At 70.6% G+C, this 17,243-nt stretch carries 16 protein-coding genes and 1 other RNA gene; 13 read left to right on the forward strand and 4 right to left on the reverse strand.

Annotation, left to right across the window (positions count from 1 at the left end):
• From ACSQ11_RS13015 to ACSQ11_RS13035, 5 genes are read left to right on the forward strand one after another with little or no spacing between them, the layout of a single operon-like run.
• Window positions 1-828, forward strand: a complete 828-nt coding sequence (locus tag ACSQ11_RS13015) for a Nif3-like dinuclear metal center hexameric protein (RefSeq protein WP_436006040.1) — start codon at window positions 1-3, stop codon at window positions 826-828.
• Window positions 825-1,562 (forward strand): zinc ribbon domain-containing protein, encoded by a 738-nt coding sequence (locus tag ACSQ11_RS13020; protein WP_436006042.1) that lies wholly within the window; start codon window positions 825-827, stop codon window positions 1,560-1,562. The genes ACSQ11_RS13015 and ACSQ11_RS13020 overlap by 4 nt, the downstream gene beginning before the upstream one ends.
• 43 nt (window positions 1,563-1,605) lie before the next feature.
• Window positions 1,606-2,016 carry a rhodanese-like domain-containing protein gene (locus tag ACSQ11_RS13025; protein ID WP_436006044.1) on the forward strand — a complete coding sequence of 137 codons (411 nt, stop codon included), beginning with the start codon at window positions 1,606-1,608 and terminating at the stop codon, window positions 2,014-2,016.
• A gap of 1 nt (window position 2,017) precedes the next feature.
• On the forward strand, window positions 2,018-3,217 hold the full coding sequence (locus tag ACSQ11_RS13030) for an O-succinylhomoserine sulfhydrylase (protein WP_436006045.1): 1,200 nt from the start codon (window positions 2,018-2,020) through the stop codon (window positions 3,215-3,217).
• On the forward strand, window positions 3,217-3,561 hold the full coding sequence (locus ACSQ11_RS13035) for a hypothetical protein (protein ID WP_436006047.1): 345 nt from the start codon (window positions 3,217-3,219) through the stop codon (window positions 3,559-3,561). Before ACSQ11_RS13030 ends, ACSQ11_RS13035 begins: the two co-directional genes overlap by 1 nt.
• A gap of 65 nt (window positions 3,562-3,626) precedes the next feature.
• On the opposite strand, the gene ACSQ11_RS13040 is transcribed toward ACSQ11_RS13035, so the two are convergent.
• Window positions 3,627-4,373, reverse strand: coding sequence for a YaaA family protein (locus ACSQ11_RS13040; RefSeq protein ID WP_436006049.1), 747 nt, complete (start codon window positions 4,371-4,373; stop codon window positions 3,627-3,629).
• Window positions 4,374-4,415: 42 nt separating this feature from the next.
• On the opposite strand from ACSQ11_RS13040, the gene ACSQ11_RS13045 reads away from it, so the two are divergent.
• The 4 genes from ACSQ11_RS13045 (at window position 4,416) to ACSQ11_RS13060 (ending at window position 7,328) form a co-directional block, all read left to right on the forward strand.
• Window positions 4,416-5,861 carry an RNB domain-containing ribonuclease gene (locus ACSQ11_RS13045; RefSeq protein WP_436006051.1) on the forward strand — a complete coding sequence of 482 codons (1,446 nt, stop codon included), beginning with the start codon at window positions 4,416-4,418 and terminating at the stop codon, window positions 5,859-5,861.
• Window positions 5,862-5,926: 65 nt separating this feature from the next.
• Window positions 5,927-6,301, forward strand: an RNA gene (gene rnpB, locus ACSQ11_RS13050) — RNase P RNA component class A.
• A gap of 40 nt (window positions 6,302-6,341) precedes the next feature.
• Window positions 6,342-6,995: an MBL fold metallo-hydrolase gene (locus tag ACSQ11_RS13055; protein ID WP_436006053.1), complete on the forward strand. Its 654-nt coding sequence runs from the start codon at window positions 6,342-6,344 to the stop codon at window positions 6,993-6,995.
• A gap of 147 nt (window positions 6,996-7,142) precedes the next feature.
• Window positions 7,143-7,328: a hypothetical protein gene (locus tag ACSQ11_RS13060; protein WP_436006055.1), complete on the forward strand. Its 186-nt coding sequence runs from the start codon at window positions 7,143-7,145 to the stop codon at window positions 7,326-7,328.
• Between the two features lie 38 nt (window positions 7,329-7,366).
• On the opposite strand, the gene ppgK is transcribed toward ACSQ11_RS13060, so the two are convergent.
• Window positions 7,367-8,137 (reverse strand): polyphosphate--glucose phosphotransferase, encoded by a 771-nt coding sequence (gene ppgK / locus ACSQ11_RS13065; RefSeq protein ID WP_436006057.1) that lies wholly within the window; start codon window positions 8,135-8,137, stop codon window positions 7,367-7,369.
• A 69-nt stretch (window positions 8,138-8,206) separates the two neighbouring features.
• Window positions 8,207-9,070 carry a type I methionyl aminopeptidase gene (gene map / locus ACSQ11_RS13070; protein WP_436006059.1) on the reverse strand — a complete coding sequence of 288 codons (864 nt, stop codon included), beginning with the start codon at window positions 9,068-9,070 and terminating at the stop codon, window positions 8,207-8,209.
• Window positions 9,071-9,118: 48 nt separating this feature from the next.
• On the opposite strand from map, the gene ACSQ11_RS13075 reads away from it, so the two are divergent.
• The gene (locus ACSQ11_RS13075) at window positions 9,119-9,307 is read left to right on the forward strand and encodes a methionine aminopeptidase (protein WP_436006061.1); all 189 of its coding nucleotides are present in this window, start codon (window positions 9,119-9,121) and stop codon (window positions 9,305-9,307) included.
• A gap of 137 nt (window positions 9,308-9,444) precedes the next feature.
• On the opposite strand, the gene panB is transcribed toward ACSQ11_RS13075, so the two are convergent.
• The gene (gene panB, locus ACSQ11_RS13080; protein ID WP_436006063.1) at window positions 9,445-10,314 is read right to left on the reverse strand and encodes a 3-methyl-2-oxobutanoate hydroxymethyltransferase; all 870 of its coding nucleotides are present in this window, start codon (window positions 10,312-10,314) and stop codon (window positions 9,445-9,447) included.
• Window positions 10,315-10,482: 168 nt separating this feature from the next.
• Here panB and ACSQ11_RS13085 point away from each other — a divergent pair, with 168 nt between their 5' ends.
• The 3 genes from ACSQ11_RS13085 (at window position 10,483) to ACSQ11_RS13095 (ending at window position 17,239) form a co-directional block, all read left to right on the forward strand.
• Entirely contained in the window at window positions 10,483-12,789 is a 2,307-nt protein-coding gene (locus ACSQ11_RS13085) for an immune inhibitor A domain-containing protein (protein WP_436006065.1), read from the forward strand.
• 93 nt (window positions 12,790-12,882) lie between these two features.
• On the forward strand, window positions 12,883-14,220 hold the full coding sequence (gene glnA / locus ACSQ11_RS13090; RefSeq protein WP_436006067.1) for a type I glutamate--ammonia ligase: 1,338 nt from the start codon (window positions 12,883-12,885) through the stop codon (window positions 14,218-14,220).
• A 10-nt stretch (window positions 14,221-14,230) separates the two neighbouring features.
• Complete coding sequence (locus tag ACSQ11_RS13095) at window positions 14,231-17,239, forward strand: bifunctional [glutamine synthetase] adenylyltransferase/[glutamine synthetase]-adenylyl-L-tyrosine phosphorylase (protein ID WP_436006069.1); 3,009 nt, start codon at window positions 14,231-14,233, stop codon at window positions 17,237-17,239.
• Window positions 17,240-17,243 lie beyond the last annotated feature (4 nt).

The raw sequence follows: 17,243 nt of genomic DNA on the forward strand, positions 1-17,243 counted from the left end.
GTGACCTCCACCCTTCGGGACGTCGTCGACGTCCTCGACCGTCTCTATCCACCCCGCACCGCCCAGTCGTGGGACCAGGTCGGTCTCGTGACCGGGGACCCGGAGCAGCCGGTCGAGCGGATCCTGCTCGCACTGGACCCGACGCTCGCCGTCATCGAGGAGGCCCGCGACCTCCACGCCGACCTCGTCGTCACGCACCACCCGTTGCTCCTGCGCGGCATCCACTCGGTCGCGACGACCACGGCCAAGGGTGCGAGCATCACCGGGCTCGTCGTCGGTGACATCGCCCTCTACGTCGCGCACACCAACGCCGACGTCGCCGCGGACGGCGTGTGCGAGGCCCTGGCGTCCGCCGCCGGGCTGACCGACACCGCGCCCCTCGCGGTCGTCGAGGAGCAGCCGCTGGGACGGGTCGGGCGACTCTCGTCCCCGACCACCCTCGGCGCCTTCGCCACCGGGCTGCACGCCGCCCTTCCGGCGGCGGCTGCCGGCCTGCGGGTCTCGGGGCCGCCCGACGCCGCCGTCGAGACGGTCGCCGTGCTCGGCGGGGCGGGCGACGACCAGTTCGCCGCCGTGCGCGCGAGCGGCGCCGACGTCTACGTCACCGCGGACCTGCGACACCACCCGGCGCTCGAGGCCCGCGAGGAGTCGCGGGGCGGTCCGCCGTACCTCGTCGACGCCGGCCACTGGTCGAGCGAGGCGGTCTGGCTGCAGACCCTGCGGGACGCGCTCACCACTGCGCTTAGGGTGGACATCGACATCAGCACAGTGCGCACCGACCCGTGGACCTTCACGGTCGGGGCGGAGAACCTCGGAGGTATGCCGTGAAAGCCGAACCAGCCCGTCAGCTGAGGCTGCTCGACCTCCAGGCCCTCGACACCCGCCTGTCGCAGATCGAGCACGCCCGCAGGACCATCCCGCAGCTCGCGGAGATCGCCGACCTCGAGGGCAAGGCCCGTCTGCTCGACGACCAGCTCATCCGGTCGCGCACCGAGCTCGGTGACGTCAAGCGCGAGATCACCAAGGCCGAGGGCGACGTGCAGCAGGTGCGCGACCGTGCGACGCGCGACCAGCAACGCCTCGACTCCGGTGTCGGCACCGCCAAGGACCTCACTGCCCTCCAGCACGAGCTCGGGTCGCTGGCCCGCCGTCAGGCCGAGCTCGAGGAGGTCGAGCTCGAGGTCATGGAGCGGGCCGAGGCCATCGAGTCCGACGTCGCCGAGCTCGAGCGCGGCCGCGGCGAGCTCACCGAGCGCCTCACTGCCCTGGAGCAGAAGCGCGACGAGCGCCTCGCCGAGCTCGCGACCGAGGAGAGCCAGGTCGGCGCCCCCCGCGACACCGTCGTCGACGAGGTGGGTGAGGACCTCGTCGCGCTCTACGAGAAGATCCGGTCGACGAGCGGCACCGGCGCCGCGGCCCTGCGGCAGCGGCGCTGCGGTGGCTGCCAGCTCGAGCTCAACCCGGTCGAGCTCCGGACCATCAAGGACGCCGCCGAGGACGAGGTGCTGCGGTGCGAGGAGTGCCGCAGGATCCTCGTCCGGACCCCGGAGTCCGGTCTCTGAACGACCCGGGAGCACGAGCGACGGCGACCCTAGGCTGGGTCGCATGACCTATGCCGGTGACGTCACCCCCACCGAGGCGTATGCCGCGGTGACCGCTTCCGAGGACGCCGTCCTCGTCGACGTGCGCACCCGCGCGGAGTGGGCCTACGTCGGTGTCCCTCAGCTGGACCCGCAGCGCCGACCGCTCTTCGTCGAGTGGCAGCGCTACCCCGACGGCAGTGTCAACGACGCCTTCGTGGAGGAGCTGCGCGCTGCCGGTGTGGGCGAGGGCACGGCCCTCTACTTCGTGTGCCGCTCCGGCGTGCGGTCCATCGCGGCCGCGGAGGCCGCGACCGCGGCGGGTCTCGGGCCGGCATACAACGTCCTTGAGGGGTTCGAGGGTCCGCACGACCCGGCCGGGCACCGGACGGTGGCCGGGTGGAAGGTCGCCGGCCTCCCGTGGAAGCAGGGCTGAGATGACCGACGAGGCCGGGTGCTCGTTCCGCCCCGAGACCCTCGCCGTGCGGGGAGGGTTGTCGCGCAGCGGTTTCGACGAGACGAGCGAGGCGATGTTCCTGACCTCGGGGTTCGTCTATGAGTCGGCCGAGCAGGCCGAGGCGGCGTTCAAGGACGAGATCGAGAAGTTCATCTACAGCCGCTACGGCAACCCCACGGTGAGCATGTTCGAGGAGCGGCTGCGCCTGCTCGAGGGCGCCGAGGCCTGCTTCGCCACCTCGTCGGGCATGTCGGCGGTCTGGGTCGCGCTCGCCGCGCTCTGCGGCCAGGGCGACCGGATCGTGTCGTCGCGCGCCCTCTTCGGCTCGTGCTTCGTCATCATCGACGAGATCCTCCCGAGGTTCGGCGTCGAGGCAGTCTTCGTCGACGGTCCCGACCTCGCACAGTGGAGGGGGGCGCTGTCCGAGCCGACGGCCGCCGTCTTCTTCGAGACACCGAGCAACCCGATGCAGGAGCTCGTCGACATCGAGGCGGTCTCGAGGCTCGCCCACGCCGCCGGGGCCACGGTCGTCGTCGACAACGTCTTCGGGACGCCGGTCTTCTCGCGCCCGCTCGAGCACGGCGCCGACGTCGTCGTCTACTCCGCCACCAAGCACATCGACGGGCAGGGGCGGGTCCTCGGCGGGGCGGTGCTCGGGACCTCCGAGTTCATCGACGGTCCGGTGAAGAACCTCATGCGGCACACCGGCCCGGCGATGTCGCCGTTCAACGCATGGGTGCTCGTCAAGGGCCTCGAGACGATGTCGCTGCGGGTGCGCCAGATGGCCGACAACGCCCTCGCCCTGGCCCGCCACCTCGAGTCGCGCGACGGCGTGGTCAGGGTCGTCTACCCCCTGCTCGAGAGCCACCCCCAGCACGACCTCGCCCAGCGCCAGATGACCGGCGGCGGGACGGTCGTGACGTTCGAGGTCGAGGGGGGCAAGGACGTCGCGTTCAGGGTGATGAACGCCCTCCAGCTCGTCGACATCTCCAACAACCTCGGCGACGCGAAGTCTCTGGTCACCCACCCCGCGACGACGACCCACCGCCGGCTCACCGACGAGGCCCGTGCCGCCGTCGGCATCACCGACGGCACGATCCGCATCTCGGTCGGGCTCGAGTCGCCGCTCGACCTCGTCGAGGACGTCGAGGCGGCGCTGGCCGGAGCGCTCCCGGGCTGATGCCGTCCTACCGCGTCACCGTCGACGTCGTCGGTGTGCGTCCGGGTGTGGACCCGCACGACGTCCTGCCTGCCGCCGAGGCGATCCTGGCCAAGACGCACGTCGTCGAGGACCGGTTGCTCGACGTCGCCGACCTGGCGTCGCCCCGGCCCCAGCCGCAGCTGCACCTGAGGTTCGTCGTGCCGTCCTCCGAGCGCGTCACCGAGGACGCGGAGGCCCAGGCCGTGGTGCGCCTCCTCGTGGACGAGCTCGACGCGGTCGCCCTGTGCGGGCGCTGGCAGGTCCGCCGTGGCCCCGGCCGGCGCTGGACCCCGGTCGCCTCCGGCGGGCCCACCTCCGACTGATTGCGAGTTCACAGAGTCGCTCGCTGGCGCTCCCGACTCTGCGAACTCGCAATCAGTCGGGCGGGCTAGCGAGCGGTGACGTCGAGCACCCAGGGTCGGCCGCGTCGGGCCGGCGGGCTGAGTGCGACGTCGAACGCCTCACCGATGATCGCGGCCAGCCTCTCCGGCGTACGAGCGCGCTGACCGACCACGCAGAGGTGGCGGGCGACGAGGCCCCGGGTGTGCTTGGCCATGTGGCTCGCACCCGGCACGCGGACCTGGACCCAGCGGTCGGCGACGTCGCCCGTGGGAGTCCACGCGACGGCATACGTCGAGCTGCGGCAGTCGACGACCACTTCGCGCCCGGCGGCGGGGGCGAGCACGTCGTCGAGGACCGGTCGCCACGCGGAGGCCACCGGTCCGAGACCGGGCAGGTTGACGTCCATCGACAGCCGGTATGCCGTGATCCGGTCCTTGGGTCGTACGGCACCGTGCAGGGCCGAGACGACGACGAGCCACTGGTTGGCCCGTCGGCGCGCCGCGCTGTCCATCGAGGCGAGGTCGAGCGCGTCGTAGAGGACACCGGTGTAGACCTCGGCGGCCGGCGTCGACGGCGCCGTGTCCAGGGCGAGGTTGCGCGCGACCTCGTCGGCCAGCCCGGGGCTCACGCCGAGATCGGCTGTGGCAGTGGGTGACTGGCTCACCTCGCGCAGGTGCTTCGCGACGAGGGACCGGGTCTCGGCCAGCTCGGGGAAGGACCACGTGGTGGGGTCCGCGGGCCTGCCGCGACGCCGGTTCGACTTGGACTCCGACGGGGGCAGGAGGATGAGCACGCCGCCACCCTATGCCGGGTCCGGATGGGTAGGTTGGCGGGCATGCCCCAGCGCCAGATCCGCCTCGCCCCGGCCGACGCCACGACCTCCGAGACCCTGCGGGAGGCCCTGCTCGCCCGCTTCACGGCCATCCGGGCCGAGCTCGGGGTGAGCGAGGAGTTCCCGCCCGAGGTGACCGCGGAGGCGGAGAAGGCGGCGGGTGCACCGGTCGGCCTGCCCGAGCGTGACGAGACGGCCGTGCCGTTCTTCACCATCGACCCGGCCACGTCGATGGACCTCGACCAGGCGATGCACCTCGAGCGCGACGGTGACGGCTACCGCGTGCGCTACGCCATCGCCGACGTGCCGGCGTTCGTCGCCCCCGGGGGTGCGGTCGACACCGAGGCGCGCCGACGGGGCCAGACCGTCTACTGCCCCGACCAGCGCGTCCCCCTGCACCCCACCGTCGTCAGCGAGGGAGCGGCGAGCCTGCTGCCCGGCGAGACCCGACCGGCCTTCGTCTGGGACATGCGGCTCGACGACGAGGGTGAGGGGACGAGCTCCGAGGTCTACCGCGCCATGGTGCGCTCGGTGGAGCGCTTCGACTACGTCGCGGTGCAGGAGCAGGTCGATGCCGGCACCGATGACGAGCGGTGGGTCCTGCTGCGCGAGGTGGGGGAGAAGCGCATCCGCCAGGAGCAGCTGCGCGGCGGCGCCAGCCTCCCGATGCCCGAGCAGGAGGTGCACCTCGGCGACGACGGCGACTTCACGCTCGAGTTCCGGCCGCCGCGCACGGTCGAGGAGTGGAACGCGCAGATCTCGCTGCTCACCGGCATGGCCGCAGCCGACATGATGCTCCACGCGCGCGTCGGGATCCTGCGCACGATGCCCCCGGCGGACCAGGGAGCGGTGGCGCGCTTCCGCCGTCAGGCCAAGGCGCTCGGCGCCCCGTGGCCGGCCGAGCAGGGCTACGGCGACTTCCTGCGCAGCCTCGACCGCACCAACCCCAAGCACCTCGCGCTCATCTACGACGCGACCTCGCTCTTCCGCGGGGCCGGCTACACGCCATTCGACGGCGACGTCCCCGAGCACGTGGAGCAGGCCGCCGTTGCCGACGCCTACGCCCACGTCACGGCGCCGCTGCGTCGGCTCGTCGACCGGTTCGGCCTCGTCATCTGCGAAGCCATCTCGAGCGGCACCGAGATCCCCACGTGGGTGCGCGAGGCGCTGCCGACGCTCCCGGAGATCATGAAGGAGTCCGACCGGGTCGCCGGTGCGGCCGAGCGCATGTGCGCCGACGCCGTCGAGGCCGCTGTCCTCACGCCGCGCGTCGGGGAGACGTTCTCCGCCGTCGTCGTCGACCGGGACGACCGTGGCCTCGAGATCCAGCTCCTCGACGTGCCCGTCGTCGCCCGCGCCAAGGGTGAGGTCGAGCTCGGCGCGACGGTCGACGTCCGTCTCGAGTCGGCGGACGTCGCGACCGGCACGGTGGCGTTCGTCGTCGCGTGAGCGGACGGCATACCGGGTCCGCGTTCCGTATGCCGTCCGCGCGCCCCTATGCTGGGCCGCGCGGACGAGTCAGTCGGACGGTCGCGTCGTGGGCAACCACGTCGAGGAAAGTCCGGGCTCCACAGGGCACGGTGGTGGCCAACAGCCACCCGGGGCGACCCGCGGGACAGTGCCACAGAGAACAGACCGCCTCCCGACCTCGGTCGGGCGGTAAGGGTGAAACGGTGGTGTAAGAGACCACCAGCGACTCCGGTGACGGAGCCGGCTAGGTAAACCCCACCCGGAGCAAGCTCAGACAGTGTGCGTTCGAGGGCGGCCCGCCCGAGCACACGGGTAGAGCGCTGGAGGCCACTGGCAACAGTGGTCCGAGATGGATGACCGTCAGCGTGACCCGGGCAACCGGCCACGCGACAGAACCCGGCTTATGACTGGCTCGTCCGCCCCACGGCCCGTCGCCGGCATCCGGCATACGGTGAAGGCATGCGACTGACCCACCTCGGACACGCGTGCCTCCTCGTCGAGATCGCCGACGAGCGGATCCTCATCGACCCGGGCACGTTCACGCCCTCCTTCGAGGGGCTGCGGGACCTCTCGGCCGTCGTCGTCACCCACCAGCACCCGGACCACCTCGACCAGGCCCGGCTGCCGATCCTCATGCACCACAACCCCGGCGCCCCACTGCTCGTCGACCCGGGGTCCGTCGAGGTCCTCTCGGGCCTCGGGCTGGACAGCGAGGTTCGCAGCGGACCGGGCAAGGTCGGCGCGGTGACGCTCACGCCCGTGGGCGAGACGCACGCCCTCATCCACGACGACATCCCGCGCATCCCCAACGTCGGTGTCGTGCTGCGCGCCGTGGGGGAGCCGAGCCTCTACCACCCCGGTGACAGCCTCGACGGTGACCCCGGCGACGTCGACGTCGTGGCGTTCCCGCTCAACGCGCCGTGGCAGGCGAGCCGTGAGATGGCCGGCTTCCTGCGGCGGCTCAACCCGGTCCGGGCGGTGCCCATCCATGACGCGCTGCTCAGCGAGGTGGGGCGCAGCCTCTACCTCAAGCAGGCGGACTCCTTGGGCGGCGCCGACACGGAGATCCACGACCTCGCCGCTCGAGGTGCGGTCGAGGTCGGGGCCTTGTGACCCCAGCCCACCGGTCGAGAGGAGACAACACGCCGTATGCCGTCCGGCAGAGCGGCGTGTCCTCTCCTCTCGACCTGGACGCTGAGGCGCGCCCGGGTGCTGGACCGGGTTTGGACAGGTAGGTAAGGCTCACCTACTCTCGGCTGCGTGCCCAAGGTCTCCGCGAAGAAGAAGTGCTGCAAGGACAGGCCCCGCTGCAAGGCGTGCCCGGTCGTCCTCATGCGTCTGTCGAAGATGGGCTACGCCGAGCAGCTGACGACGGGCAAGAAGGCGAAGTACGACGTCGACAAGAACATCCCCAAGAAGGCGATGGTGCTCGCCCGCCAGCGCTGAGCCAGGGCCCGCCGGCGCCGAGCCGGCGCCGACCCGCGTCAGAGCGAGTCGTGGTACTCCTGCGCGAGGTGCGCGGCGCCGATGATGCCGGCCTTGTTCTCGAGCACGGCGGGCACGATCTTGGTCCGCAGGTCGAGCAGCGGCAGGAACTGGTCGTGGTCCTTGGACACGCCGCCACCGACGACGAAGAGGTCGGGCCACAGCAGGTTCTCGAGGTGCGAGTAGTAGCGCTGGAGCCGCTCCGCCCACTCGGCGTAGCTGATGCCCTCGATGTCCTTGATCGACGAGGCCGCACGCTTCTCGGCGTCGAAGCCGTCGATCTCGAGGTGGCCCAGCTCGGAGTTGGGGATGAGCACGCCGTTATGGATGAGGGCGCTGCCGATGCCGGTACCCAGGGTCGTGACGATGACGAGCCCGTCCTGGCCCTTGGCGGCGCCGTAGTGCAGCTCGGCGACACCGGCGGCGTCCGCGTCGTTGACGAGGACGATGTCGTGGCCGAGCTTCTTCTCGAGCATCGGCTCGGCGTCGAAGTCGAGCCACGACTTGTCGATGTTGGCGGCCGAGCGCACGACGCCCTTGGTGACGACACCGGGGACGGTGATGCCGATGGGCGAGTCGCCGCGCACGTCGTCGAAGTGGTCGACGATCTGGTCGATGACGTCCGCGACCGCCTCGGGGGTGGACTTCGCGGGGGTGTCGATCCGCTTGCGCTTGGCGGCGAACGCTCCCTTGTCGAGGTCGACCGGAGCGCCCTTGATGCCGCTGCCGCCCACGTCGATGCCCAGCGGCAGACCGGTCTTCTTGCTCATGGGGACTCCTTCGTCCGTCGTGGTCGGTGGTGCGTTCGGGGATCGATGGTGTGGTCAGGGGTCGGTGGGTCAGGGGAGGGTGAGGATCTCGGTGCCGGACTCGGTGACGAGGATCGTGTGCTCGAACTGGGCCGAACGCTTCCGGTCGCGGGTGACCACCGTCCAGTCGTCCTCCCACATGTCCCACTCCTCGGACCCGAGGTTGAGCATCGGCTCGATGGTGAAGGTCATGCCAGGCTCGATGACGGTGTCGTAGGAGGGCGCGGCGTCGTAGTGCGGGATGATCAGCCCGGAGTGGAACGAGCGCCCGATCCCGTGCCCGGTGAAGTCACGGACCACGCCGTAGCCGAACCGCTTGGCATAGCTCTCGATGACGCGGCCGATGACGTTGACCTGGCGCCCGGGCAGCGCCGCCTTGATGCCGCGCATCATCGCCTCGCGGGTCCGCTCGACGAGCAGGCGCGACTCCTCGTCGACGTCGCCGCAGAGGTAGGTCGCGTCGGTGTCGCCGTGGACGCCACCGATGTAGGCGGTGATGTCGATGTTGACGATGTCGCCGTCCTCGAGCCGGCGCGAGTCCGGGATGCCGTGGCAGACGACCTCGTTGACCGACGTGCACAGCGACTTCGGGAAGCCGCGGTAACCCAGCGTCGAGGGGTAGGCGCCGTGGTCGAGGAGGAACTCGTGCCCGACCCGGTCGATCTCGTCGGTCGTCACCCCGGGTTCGATGACCGCGGCCGCGGCCTCCATGGCCTGCGCGGCGATCCGCCCCGCGACGCGCATGAGCTCGATGGTCTCGAAATCCTTGACCTCGGGGGAGAGGTTCTTGTCCGGCGCGGGCTTGTCGACGTACTCGGGCCGCAGGATCGAGGAGGGGACGGCGCGCCTCGGGGAGACCTCGCCCGGAGCGACACTTCCGTACGTCAGCGGCATAGGTTGGAGTCTAGGCAGAGTGCCGATCCGGATACCGAGGAGGACGACGTGGCGTACTGGTACAACATCCAGACCAAGCAGGTCGAGACCGACGAGAACCGCAGTCGCAACGACGACGTCATGGGTCCCTACGACACCGAGGCCGAGGCGAGCAACGCCATCGCGTCTGCCCACGAGAAGACCGAGCAGTGGGACGCCGAGGACCGCGCCTGGGAGGGCGAGAACTCCGAGGACTGAGCCGACACGGCTCGACAGACAGACGAGAGGCGGTATGCCGGGTGCGCACCCGGCATACCGCCTCCGCATCTGACTGCCCTTTCCAGCGCGCGACGTGTGCCTCACTGGAGCTGGCAATCAGTTGCGAGAAGGACGCCTCACTCCTCGAAGGAGTGCTCCGAGGCCGGGAAGGTGCCCGAGGCGACCTCGTCGGCGTAGGCGCGGGCGGCGTTGCCGAGATCGGTGCGCATGTCGAGGAACTTCTTGACGAAGCGGGGCGCGCGTCCGCCGCGCAGGCCGGCCATGTCCTGCCAGACGAGGACCTGGGCGTCGCAGTGCGGGCCGGCGCCGATGCCGATCGTCGGGATGCGGAGCGCCTCGGTCACCTTGGCGGCGACGGGCGCCGGCACCATCTCCATGACGATCGAGAAGCAGCCCGCCGCCTCGAGCGCGAGAGCGTCCTCGAGGAGCCGGTCCGCGCCGTCGCCGCGGCCCTGGACGCGGTAGCCGCCGAGGACGTGCTCGCTCTGCGGGGTGAAGCCGATGTGCCCCATGACGGGGATCCCGGCGCGCACGAGGAGCTCGACCTCGGGAACCATGGCCTTGCCGCCCTCGAGCTTGACGGCGTGGGCCAGGCCCTCCTTCATGAAGCGGGTCGCGGTGGCGAGCGCCTGCTGCGGGCTCGCCTGGTAGGAGCCGAAGGGCAGGTCGGCGACGACCATGGCGTGCTTGGCCGCGGAGGTGACCGCGCGGCAGAGCGGCACGAGGTGGTCGACGGTGACGGGCACGGTGGTCTCGAAGCCGTAGACGTTGTTACCGGCGGAGTCGCCGACGAGGAGCACCGGGATGCCGGCCTCGTCGAAGATCTCGGCGGCATACATGTCGTAGGCCGTGAGCATCGCCCACTTCTCCCCGGTCTCCTTCATCTTCTGCAGGTGGGGGACGCGGATCCGCTTCTGGGGGGCCGCCTGGGCGCCGGTGCCGTAGGGGTTGGTCGTCTCGGCCGAGGGGGAGGGCTGCTCGCTCATGGAGCCGATCCTGTCAGAGTCGGGTCGCTGTCCACGGACCGAGCCGGAAGGTCAAGGGAAGGTCAAGAGAACGTCAGCGTTCTCCATAAATCATTGTGCGATCGGTTTGCACATGTTTCTCTGCAATGGCCGCCTGACCCCTGGCTGGCGATCACATTCGGAGGAAACGTGACACGACGACACACTCGCGCGCTGGCCGGACTGGCCGGCGCGGCACTGGTGGTGAGCCTGGCTCCCATGGGTGCGCAGGCCAAGGACGCGGCCCCGCCGGCCGGCGACACCAAGGCCTCGACCGCAAAGAAGGACGACCTCCCCAACCCCCTGGGTGACGCACAGCGCGCGCTGCGCCAGGAGGCCATCCAGCAGCTCGTCAAGGGCGAGGCGACGACCGAGACGCGTGGTGGCCAGCGGGTCATCAAGATGTCCGGCGACAAGAAGGCCGCGAAGGGCGACAAGGCCAACAAGCCGCGCTTCGTCTCCTACCCCGTCGAGCGCGAGGAGGACATCTTCACGATCCTCGCCGAGTTCGGCACGCAGTCCAACCCCAAGACCGGTGGCACCGCGGGCCCGGTCCGCAACGAGATCCCCGAGCCCGACCGCAACTGGAACGGCGACGCGACCGACAACAACTCGACCGAGTGGGTCGCGGACTTCAACCGCGAGCACTACCTCGACATGATGTTCGGCGAGGGCGAGTCGTTCAAGGACTTCTACGAGAAGCAGTCCAACGGTCGCTTCCTCGCCAAGGGTGACGTCTCCGACTGGGTCAAGGTGCCCGGCAACGCGGCGACCTACGGCAGCAACAAGATCTCCGACGCCGAGGGTGCCTGGCCGTTCGTGCAGGACTCGGCCAACGCCTGGTACGAGTCGCAGAAGACCGCCGGCAAGACCGACGCCGAGATCAAGACCTACCTCGCGCAGTTCGACAAGGTCGACCGCTACGACTACGACGGCGACGGCAACTTCAACGAGCCCGACGGCTACATCGACCACTTCCAGGCCATCCACGCCGGTGAGGGCGAGGAGGCCGGTGGTGGTGCCCAGGGTGAGGACGCCATCTGGTCCCACCGCTGGTACGCCTACTCCAACCAGATCGGCAAGACCGGCCCCGCGCAGAACAAGGCGGGTGGCGTGCAGCTCGGCTCGTCGGGCATGTGGATCGGTGACTACACCACCGAGCCCGAGAACGGCGGCCTCGGCGTGTTCACCCACGAGTTCGGTCACGACCTCGGTCTGCCGGACTACTACGACACCGCCGGTGGCGACAACGGCACCGGCTTCTGGACGCTCATGTCCGGTGGCTCGTGGCTGAACCACGGCAAGGACTCCATCGGCTCCACCCCGGGCTACATGGGTCCGCTCGAGAAGCTGCAGCTCGGCTGGCTCGACTACACGGTCGCCGACAAGAGCGGCAAGTACACCCTCGGCCAGGCCGACCTCGACGGTGCCAAGACGCCCCAAGCGATCGCCGTGCCGCTTCCCGACAAGAAGGTCGTCACCAACTACAACAAGCCGCACAGCGGTGCGGCCGAGTGGTGGAGCGGGTCGGGCAACGACCTCAAGAACGCCATCACGCGTGACGTCGACCTGACCGGCAAGAAGACCGCCAGCCTCTCGGCGTGGCTCGACCACGACATCGAGGAGGGCTACGACTTCCTCTACGTCCAGGGCTCGACCGACGGTGGCGCCAACTGGACCGACATCGACGCGGTCGACGGCAAGAGCGCCGGCTGGGTCCAGAAGACCTGGGACCTGTCGCAGTTCGCTGGCAAGCAGACCAAGCTCCGCTTCCGCTACGTCACCGACGGTGGCCTCGCCCTCAAGGGTGCGTTCATCGACGACATCGCCATCACCGCTGACGGCGCCTCGGTCCTCAACGACAACGTCGAGTCCGGCGCCAACGGCTGGACCGCCGAGGGCTTCACGATCATGTCGGGCACGACCGACAAGATGTACCCGCGCTTCTACCTCGTGGAGAACCGCGTGTACTCGGGCTACGACAAGACCCTGCAGACCGGTCCGTACAACTTCGGTTGGTCCGACACCAAGCCCGACTGGGTGGAGCGCTTCCCCTACCAGAACGGCATGCTCGTCTGGTACGTCGACGGCTCCTTCGCCGACAACAACACGTCTGCCCACCCCGGTGGCGGCCAGTCGCTCCCGGTCGACGCCCGTCCGGCCCCGGTCAAGTTCCCCGGTGGCCAGCTGCTCGGCAACCGCCGTCAGCCCTGGGACGCCACCTTCGGCCAGGAGAAGACCGACTCGGTCACCTTCCACCGCAACGGTGTCCCGGTGACCATCGGCAAGCAGGCGGCGATCCCGACCTTCGACGACACCGACCCCAACAAGTACTGGACCGCGGACAACCCGTGGAACTCGGTCAAGGTGGCCGGTCTCGGCAACAAGATCACGGTCGCCAAGACCATGAAGAAGGGCACCGAGATGGAGCTCAACATCCAGCTCGGCGCCAAGTGAGCCCAGCCACAGGCTGAGTCACCACCATGAGGGGAGGGCCCCGGAGCGAGATGCTCCGGGGCCCTTGCCCTGCCTCCCCCTAGGATGCCGACCATGGATCGTCAGCAGGAGTTCGTGCTCCGCACCATCGAGGAGCGGGACATCCGCTTCGTCCGTCTCTGGTTCACCGACGTCCTCGGTGCGCTCAAGTCCGTGGCCGTCGCGCCGGCCGAGCTCGAGGGGGCCTTCGCCGAGGGCATCGGGTTCGACGGGTCGGTGATCGAGGGCTTCGCGCGCGTCTACGAGGCGGACATGCTGGCCAAGCCGGACCCCTCGACGTTCCAGGTCCTGCCGTGGCGCGGTGAGAGCCCGGGCACGGCCCGGATGTTCTGCGACATCACCCTGCCCGACGGCGCCCCCAGCATGGCCGACCCGCGCCACGTCCTCCAGCGGACCCTCGCCAAGGCCGCCGACCAGGGGTTCACCTTCTACACCCACCCCGAGATCGAGTTCTTCCTCTTCGAGCGGGAGTTCAAGCCGGGGGAGCAGCCGACACCGATCGACCAGGCCGGCTACTTCGACCACGTGCCGCACGGGTCCGCGCAGGACTTCCGTCGCGCGGCGATCACGATGCTCGAGTCCATGGGCATCAGTGTCGAGTTCAGCCACCACGAGGGCGCGCCGGGCCAGAACGAGATCGACCTGCGCTACGCCGACGCCCTCTCGACGGCCGACAACATCATGACCTTCCGCACGGTCATCAAGGAGGTCGCGCTCGAGCAGGACATCTACGCCTCCTTCATGCCCAAGCCGCTCGCGGACCACCCGGGCTCGGGCATGCACACGCACATGTCGCTCTTCGACGGCGACAGCAACGCCTTCTACGAGGCGGGGGCGCCCTACCAGCTCTCCAAGACCGGGCGGCAGTTCATCGCCGGTCTGCTGCACCACGGCGCCGAGATCACCGCGGTGACCAACCAGTGGGTCAACAGCTACAAGCGACTCTGGGGCGGCGGCGAGGCACCGGCCCACCTCACCTGGGGTCACAACAACCGGTCCGCCATGGTCCGGGTGCCCATGTACAAGCCCAACAAGGGGCAGAGCAGCCGCGTCGAGGTCCGGTCCATCGACTCGGCGTGCAACCCCTACCTCGCCTTCGCCGTCCTGCTCGCCGCGGGACTCAAGGGCATCGAGGAGGGCTACGAGCTCGCGCCGGAGACCGAGGACGACGTGTGGGGCCTCACCGACTCCGAGCGCAAGGCGATGGGCATCAAGCCCCTTCCGGCGTCGCTCAGCGAGGCGATCGAGGTCATGGAGGAGAGCGAGCTCGTCGCCGAGACGCTCGGTGAGCACACCTTCGACTTCTTCCTGCGCAACAAGCGTGCCGAGTGGGCCGACTACCGCGGTCAGGTGACCGCGTTCGAGCTCGAGCGGTACCTCCCGCGGCTGTGAGGGGCGCCTCATGAGCGCCCGTATGCCGTCCGTCCCGGGCGACCTGACTCGTCTCGGGTTCGGCGAGTCCCGTCGCGCCGAGACACTGCTCGCCGACAAGGCGCTGGTCCCGCTCGTCAAGGACCGCGAACGCGTCGAGGCCGACGGTCTCGCCGTCGCGCTGTCCAAGGTGGCCGACCCCGACCAGGCCCTGCTGGCCCTCGTCCGCCTCATGGAGGCCGTCGAGTCGCCGGCGCGGGCGTCCGTGCGCGAGGAGCTCGTCGCGGCGCTGCGCGAGCCGGGCCGCTCTCGTGAACGGCTCTTCGCCGTCCTCGGGGCCTCGACCGCGCTGGGGGACCACCTCGTCGCGCGGCCCGAGCACTGGAGCTCGGTCGCCAATGCCTTCCCGCTCGAGGTCGAGGAGCGGATCGATCTGCTCACCCGAGCCGTGCAGGAGCCGCCGGAGGGCGTGATGCCCGAGGACGCGCTGCGCATCGAGTACCGCCGGCAGCTCCTCGGCATCGCGACGCTCGACGTTGCCCGCCCCGACCCGCAGGCCCGCCTGCCCGAGGTGGCCGCAGCCCTGGCCGACCTCGCCGAGGCCGCCCTCGAGGCCGCCCTCGTCATCGCCCGGGCCGCCGTCGGCGAGGATGCCGACCGCTGCCGTTTCGCCGTCATCGGGATGGGCAAGACCGGTGGCCGCGAGCTCAACTACCTCAGCGACGTCGACGTCATCTTCGTCGCCGAGCCCGCCGAAGGCGCCGACGAGGATGCCGCGCTCGCGATCGGCACCGACCTCGCCACCCGGCTCATCAAGATCTGCTCGAGCGCGACGACCGCCGGGTCGCTGTGGCAGGTCGACCCCGCGCTGCGGCCCGAGGGCAAGAACGGCCCGCTCGTCCGCACCCTCGACTCGCACGTGTCCTACTACGAGCGATGGGCCAAGACCTGGGAGTTCCAGGCGCTGCTCAAGGCCCGCCCGGTGGCAGGCGACCGCGCGCTCGGTCGCGCGTACGTCGAGGCCGTGGCGCCGTTCGTGTGGAGCGCCGCCTCCCGAGAGAACTTCGTCGAGGACGTCCAGGCGATGCGGCGCCGGGTCGAGGACAACGTCCCCCACGGCGAGGCCGACCGCCAGCTCAAGCTCGGTCCGGGAGGGTTGCGCGACATCGAGTTCAGCGTCCAGCTGCTCCAGCTCGTCCACGGGCGCGCGGACACCTCGCTGCGCTCCGGCACCACGCTCACCGCGCTGGCCGCGCTGTCCCACGGCGGCTACGTGGGGCGTGAGGACGCGCAGACGCTCGGCACGGCATACCGGCTCCTCCGCACGCTCGAGCACCGGATCCAGCTGCACCGGCTCCGTCGCACCCACCTCATGCCGACGGCGCCCGGTGACCTGCGCTGTCTCGGGCGGGCGCTGGGCCACCAGCGCGACCCCGAGGACTCCGTCGTCGCGCAGTGGCGCACGGCCGCGCGCGAGGTGCGCCGGCTGCACCAACGCATCTTCTACCGTCCGCTGCTGTCGGCCGTGGCGCGGCTCGGACCGGACGAGGTGCGCCTCACGCCCGAGGCTGCGCGCGAGCGGCTGGCGGCCCTCGGCTTCCGCGATCCCCGGGGCGCGTTGCGCCACCTCGAGGCGCTCACCGACGGCGTGAGCCGGCGTGCAGCGATCCAGCGCCAGCTGCTGCCGGTCATGCTCGGTTGGTTCGCCGACGAGGCCGACCCCGACGCCGGGCTGCTCGCCTTCCGCAGGATCAGCGACGCTCTCGGCACGACCCACTGGTACCTCCGGCTCCTGCGCGACGAGGGGAGTGCGGCCGAGCGTCTGGCGCACACCCTCGGGCGGAGCCGGTATGCCGCGGAGCTCCTCCAGCAGGGGCCGGAGTCGGTGCAGTTCCTCGGCGACGCCGGCGGGCTGCGCCCGCGCTCGCGTGACGAGGTGCAGGGCCGGATGCGGTCGGCTGCGGGGCGCAAGGACGACGCCCAGGCGGCGGTGCTCGCGGCTCGGGCGGTCCGCCGCTCCGAGCTCTTCCGGCTCGCGGTGGCCTCGCTCCTCGGGCAGGTCGGACTCGACGAGCTCGGTCGCGCGCTCGCGGACCTCAACGGCGCCCTCATCGACATCACCCTCGAGGTGGTCCTCGCGGGCGTCGAGGAGCAGACCGGTGAGCCGCCACTGAGCCGCCACCTCGTCGTCGGCATGGGCCGGCTCGGGGGTGGCGAGTCCGCGTTCGGCAGTGACGCCGACGTGCTGTTCGTGCACGACCCGGTCGAGGGCGCCGAGTCGCGGGCCGCGCAGGAGCAGGCCCTGGAGGTCGTCAAGGAGCTCATCCGGCTGCTCGGGCTGGCCGCTCCGGACCCCCGGCTCGAGGTCGACTCCGGGCTGCGACCCGAGGGCAAGAACGGGCCGCTCACCCGGTCGCTCGACTCCTACCGCGCGTACTACGAGCGGTGGTCCCTCGTCTGGGAGGCACAGGCCCTGCTGCGTGCCGCGCCGGTCGCCGGAGACGCGGAGCTGGGAGAGGCGTTCGTCGAGCTCATCGACCCGCTGCGCTGGCCCGAGGGGGGACTCGACGCCGGACAGGTCCGCGAGATCCGGACCCTCAAGGCGCGGATGGAGTCGGAGCGGCTGCCCCGCGGTGCCGACCGCAAGACGCACTTCAAGCTCGGCCACGGCGGCCTGAGCGACGTCGAGTGGTGCGTCCAGCTCATCCAGCTCGAGCACGCGCACGAGCACGAGGGCCTGCGCACCACCTCGACGATGGGTGCGCTCGCCGCCGCCCAGGCCGAGGGGCTCGTCGACGCCGACGACGCCAAGGCCCTGTCCGAGTCGTGGCGCCTGGCATCCGAGATGCGCAACGCCGGGCTGCTCGCCCGCGGGCGCACGGTGGACTCCGTCCCGTCGGACCTGCGCGACGCCGACGGCATGGCGCGGATCATGGGCCTGCCGCCGAAGTCGGGACAGGAGCTCGCCAACCGCTACCGCAGGGTGGCCCGTCGTGCCCGCCATGCGGCCGAGCACGTCTTCTACGGGGACGCTACCTAGACTG

It is taken from the genome of Knoellia sp. LjRoot47 (assembly GCF_964253435.1).
Taxonomy (GTDB): Bacteria; Actinomycetota; Actinomycetes; order Actinomycetales; family Dermatophilaceae; genus Knoellia.

Excerpts from the sequence above, each read along its gene's own strand:
- ACSQ11_RS13025 (WP_436006044.1), top strand. The coding sequence starts at position 1,606 with ATGACCTATGCCGGTGACGTCACCCCCACCGAGGCGTATGCCGCGGTG.
- ACSQ11_RS13030 (WP_436006045.1), top strand. The coding sequence starts at position 2,018 with ATGACCGACGAGGCCGGGTGCTCGTTCCGCCCCGAGACCCTCGCCGTG.
- ACSQ11_RS13035 (WP_436006047.1), top strand. The coding sequence starts at position 3,217 with ATGCCGTCCTACCGCGTCACCGTCGACGTCGTCGGTGTGCGTCCGGGT.
- ACSQ11_RS13045 (WP_436006051.1), top strand. The coding sequence starts at position 4,416 with ATGCCCCAGCGCCAGATCCGCCTCGCCCCGGCCGACGCCACGACCTCC.
- ACSQ11_RS13055 (WP_436006053.1), top strand. The coding sequence starts at position 6,342 with ATGCGACTGACCCACCTCGGACACGCGTGCCTCCTCGTCGAGATCGCC.
- ppgK (WP_436006057.1), bottom strand. The coding sequence starts at position 8,137 with ATGAGCAAGAAGACCGGTCTGCCGCTGGGCATCGACGTGGGCGGCAGC.
- map (WP_436006059.1), bottom strand. The coding sequence starts at position 9,070 with ATGCCGCTGACGTACGGAAGTGTCGCTCCGGGCGAGGTCTCCCCGAGG.
- panB (WP_436006063.1), bottom strand. The coding sequence starts at position 10,314 with ATGAGCGAGCAGCCCTCCCCCTCGGCCGAGACGACCAACCCCTACGGC.
- glnA (WP_436006067.1), top strand. The coding sequence starts at position 12,883 with ATGGATCGTCAGCAGGAGTTCGTGCTCCGCACCATCGAGGAGCGGGAC.
- ACSQ11_RS13095 (WP_436006069.1), top strand. The coding sequence starts at position 14,231 with ATGAGCGCCCGTATGCCGTCCGTCCCGGGCGACCTGACTCGTCTCGGG.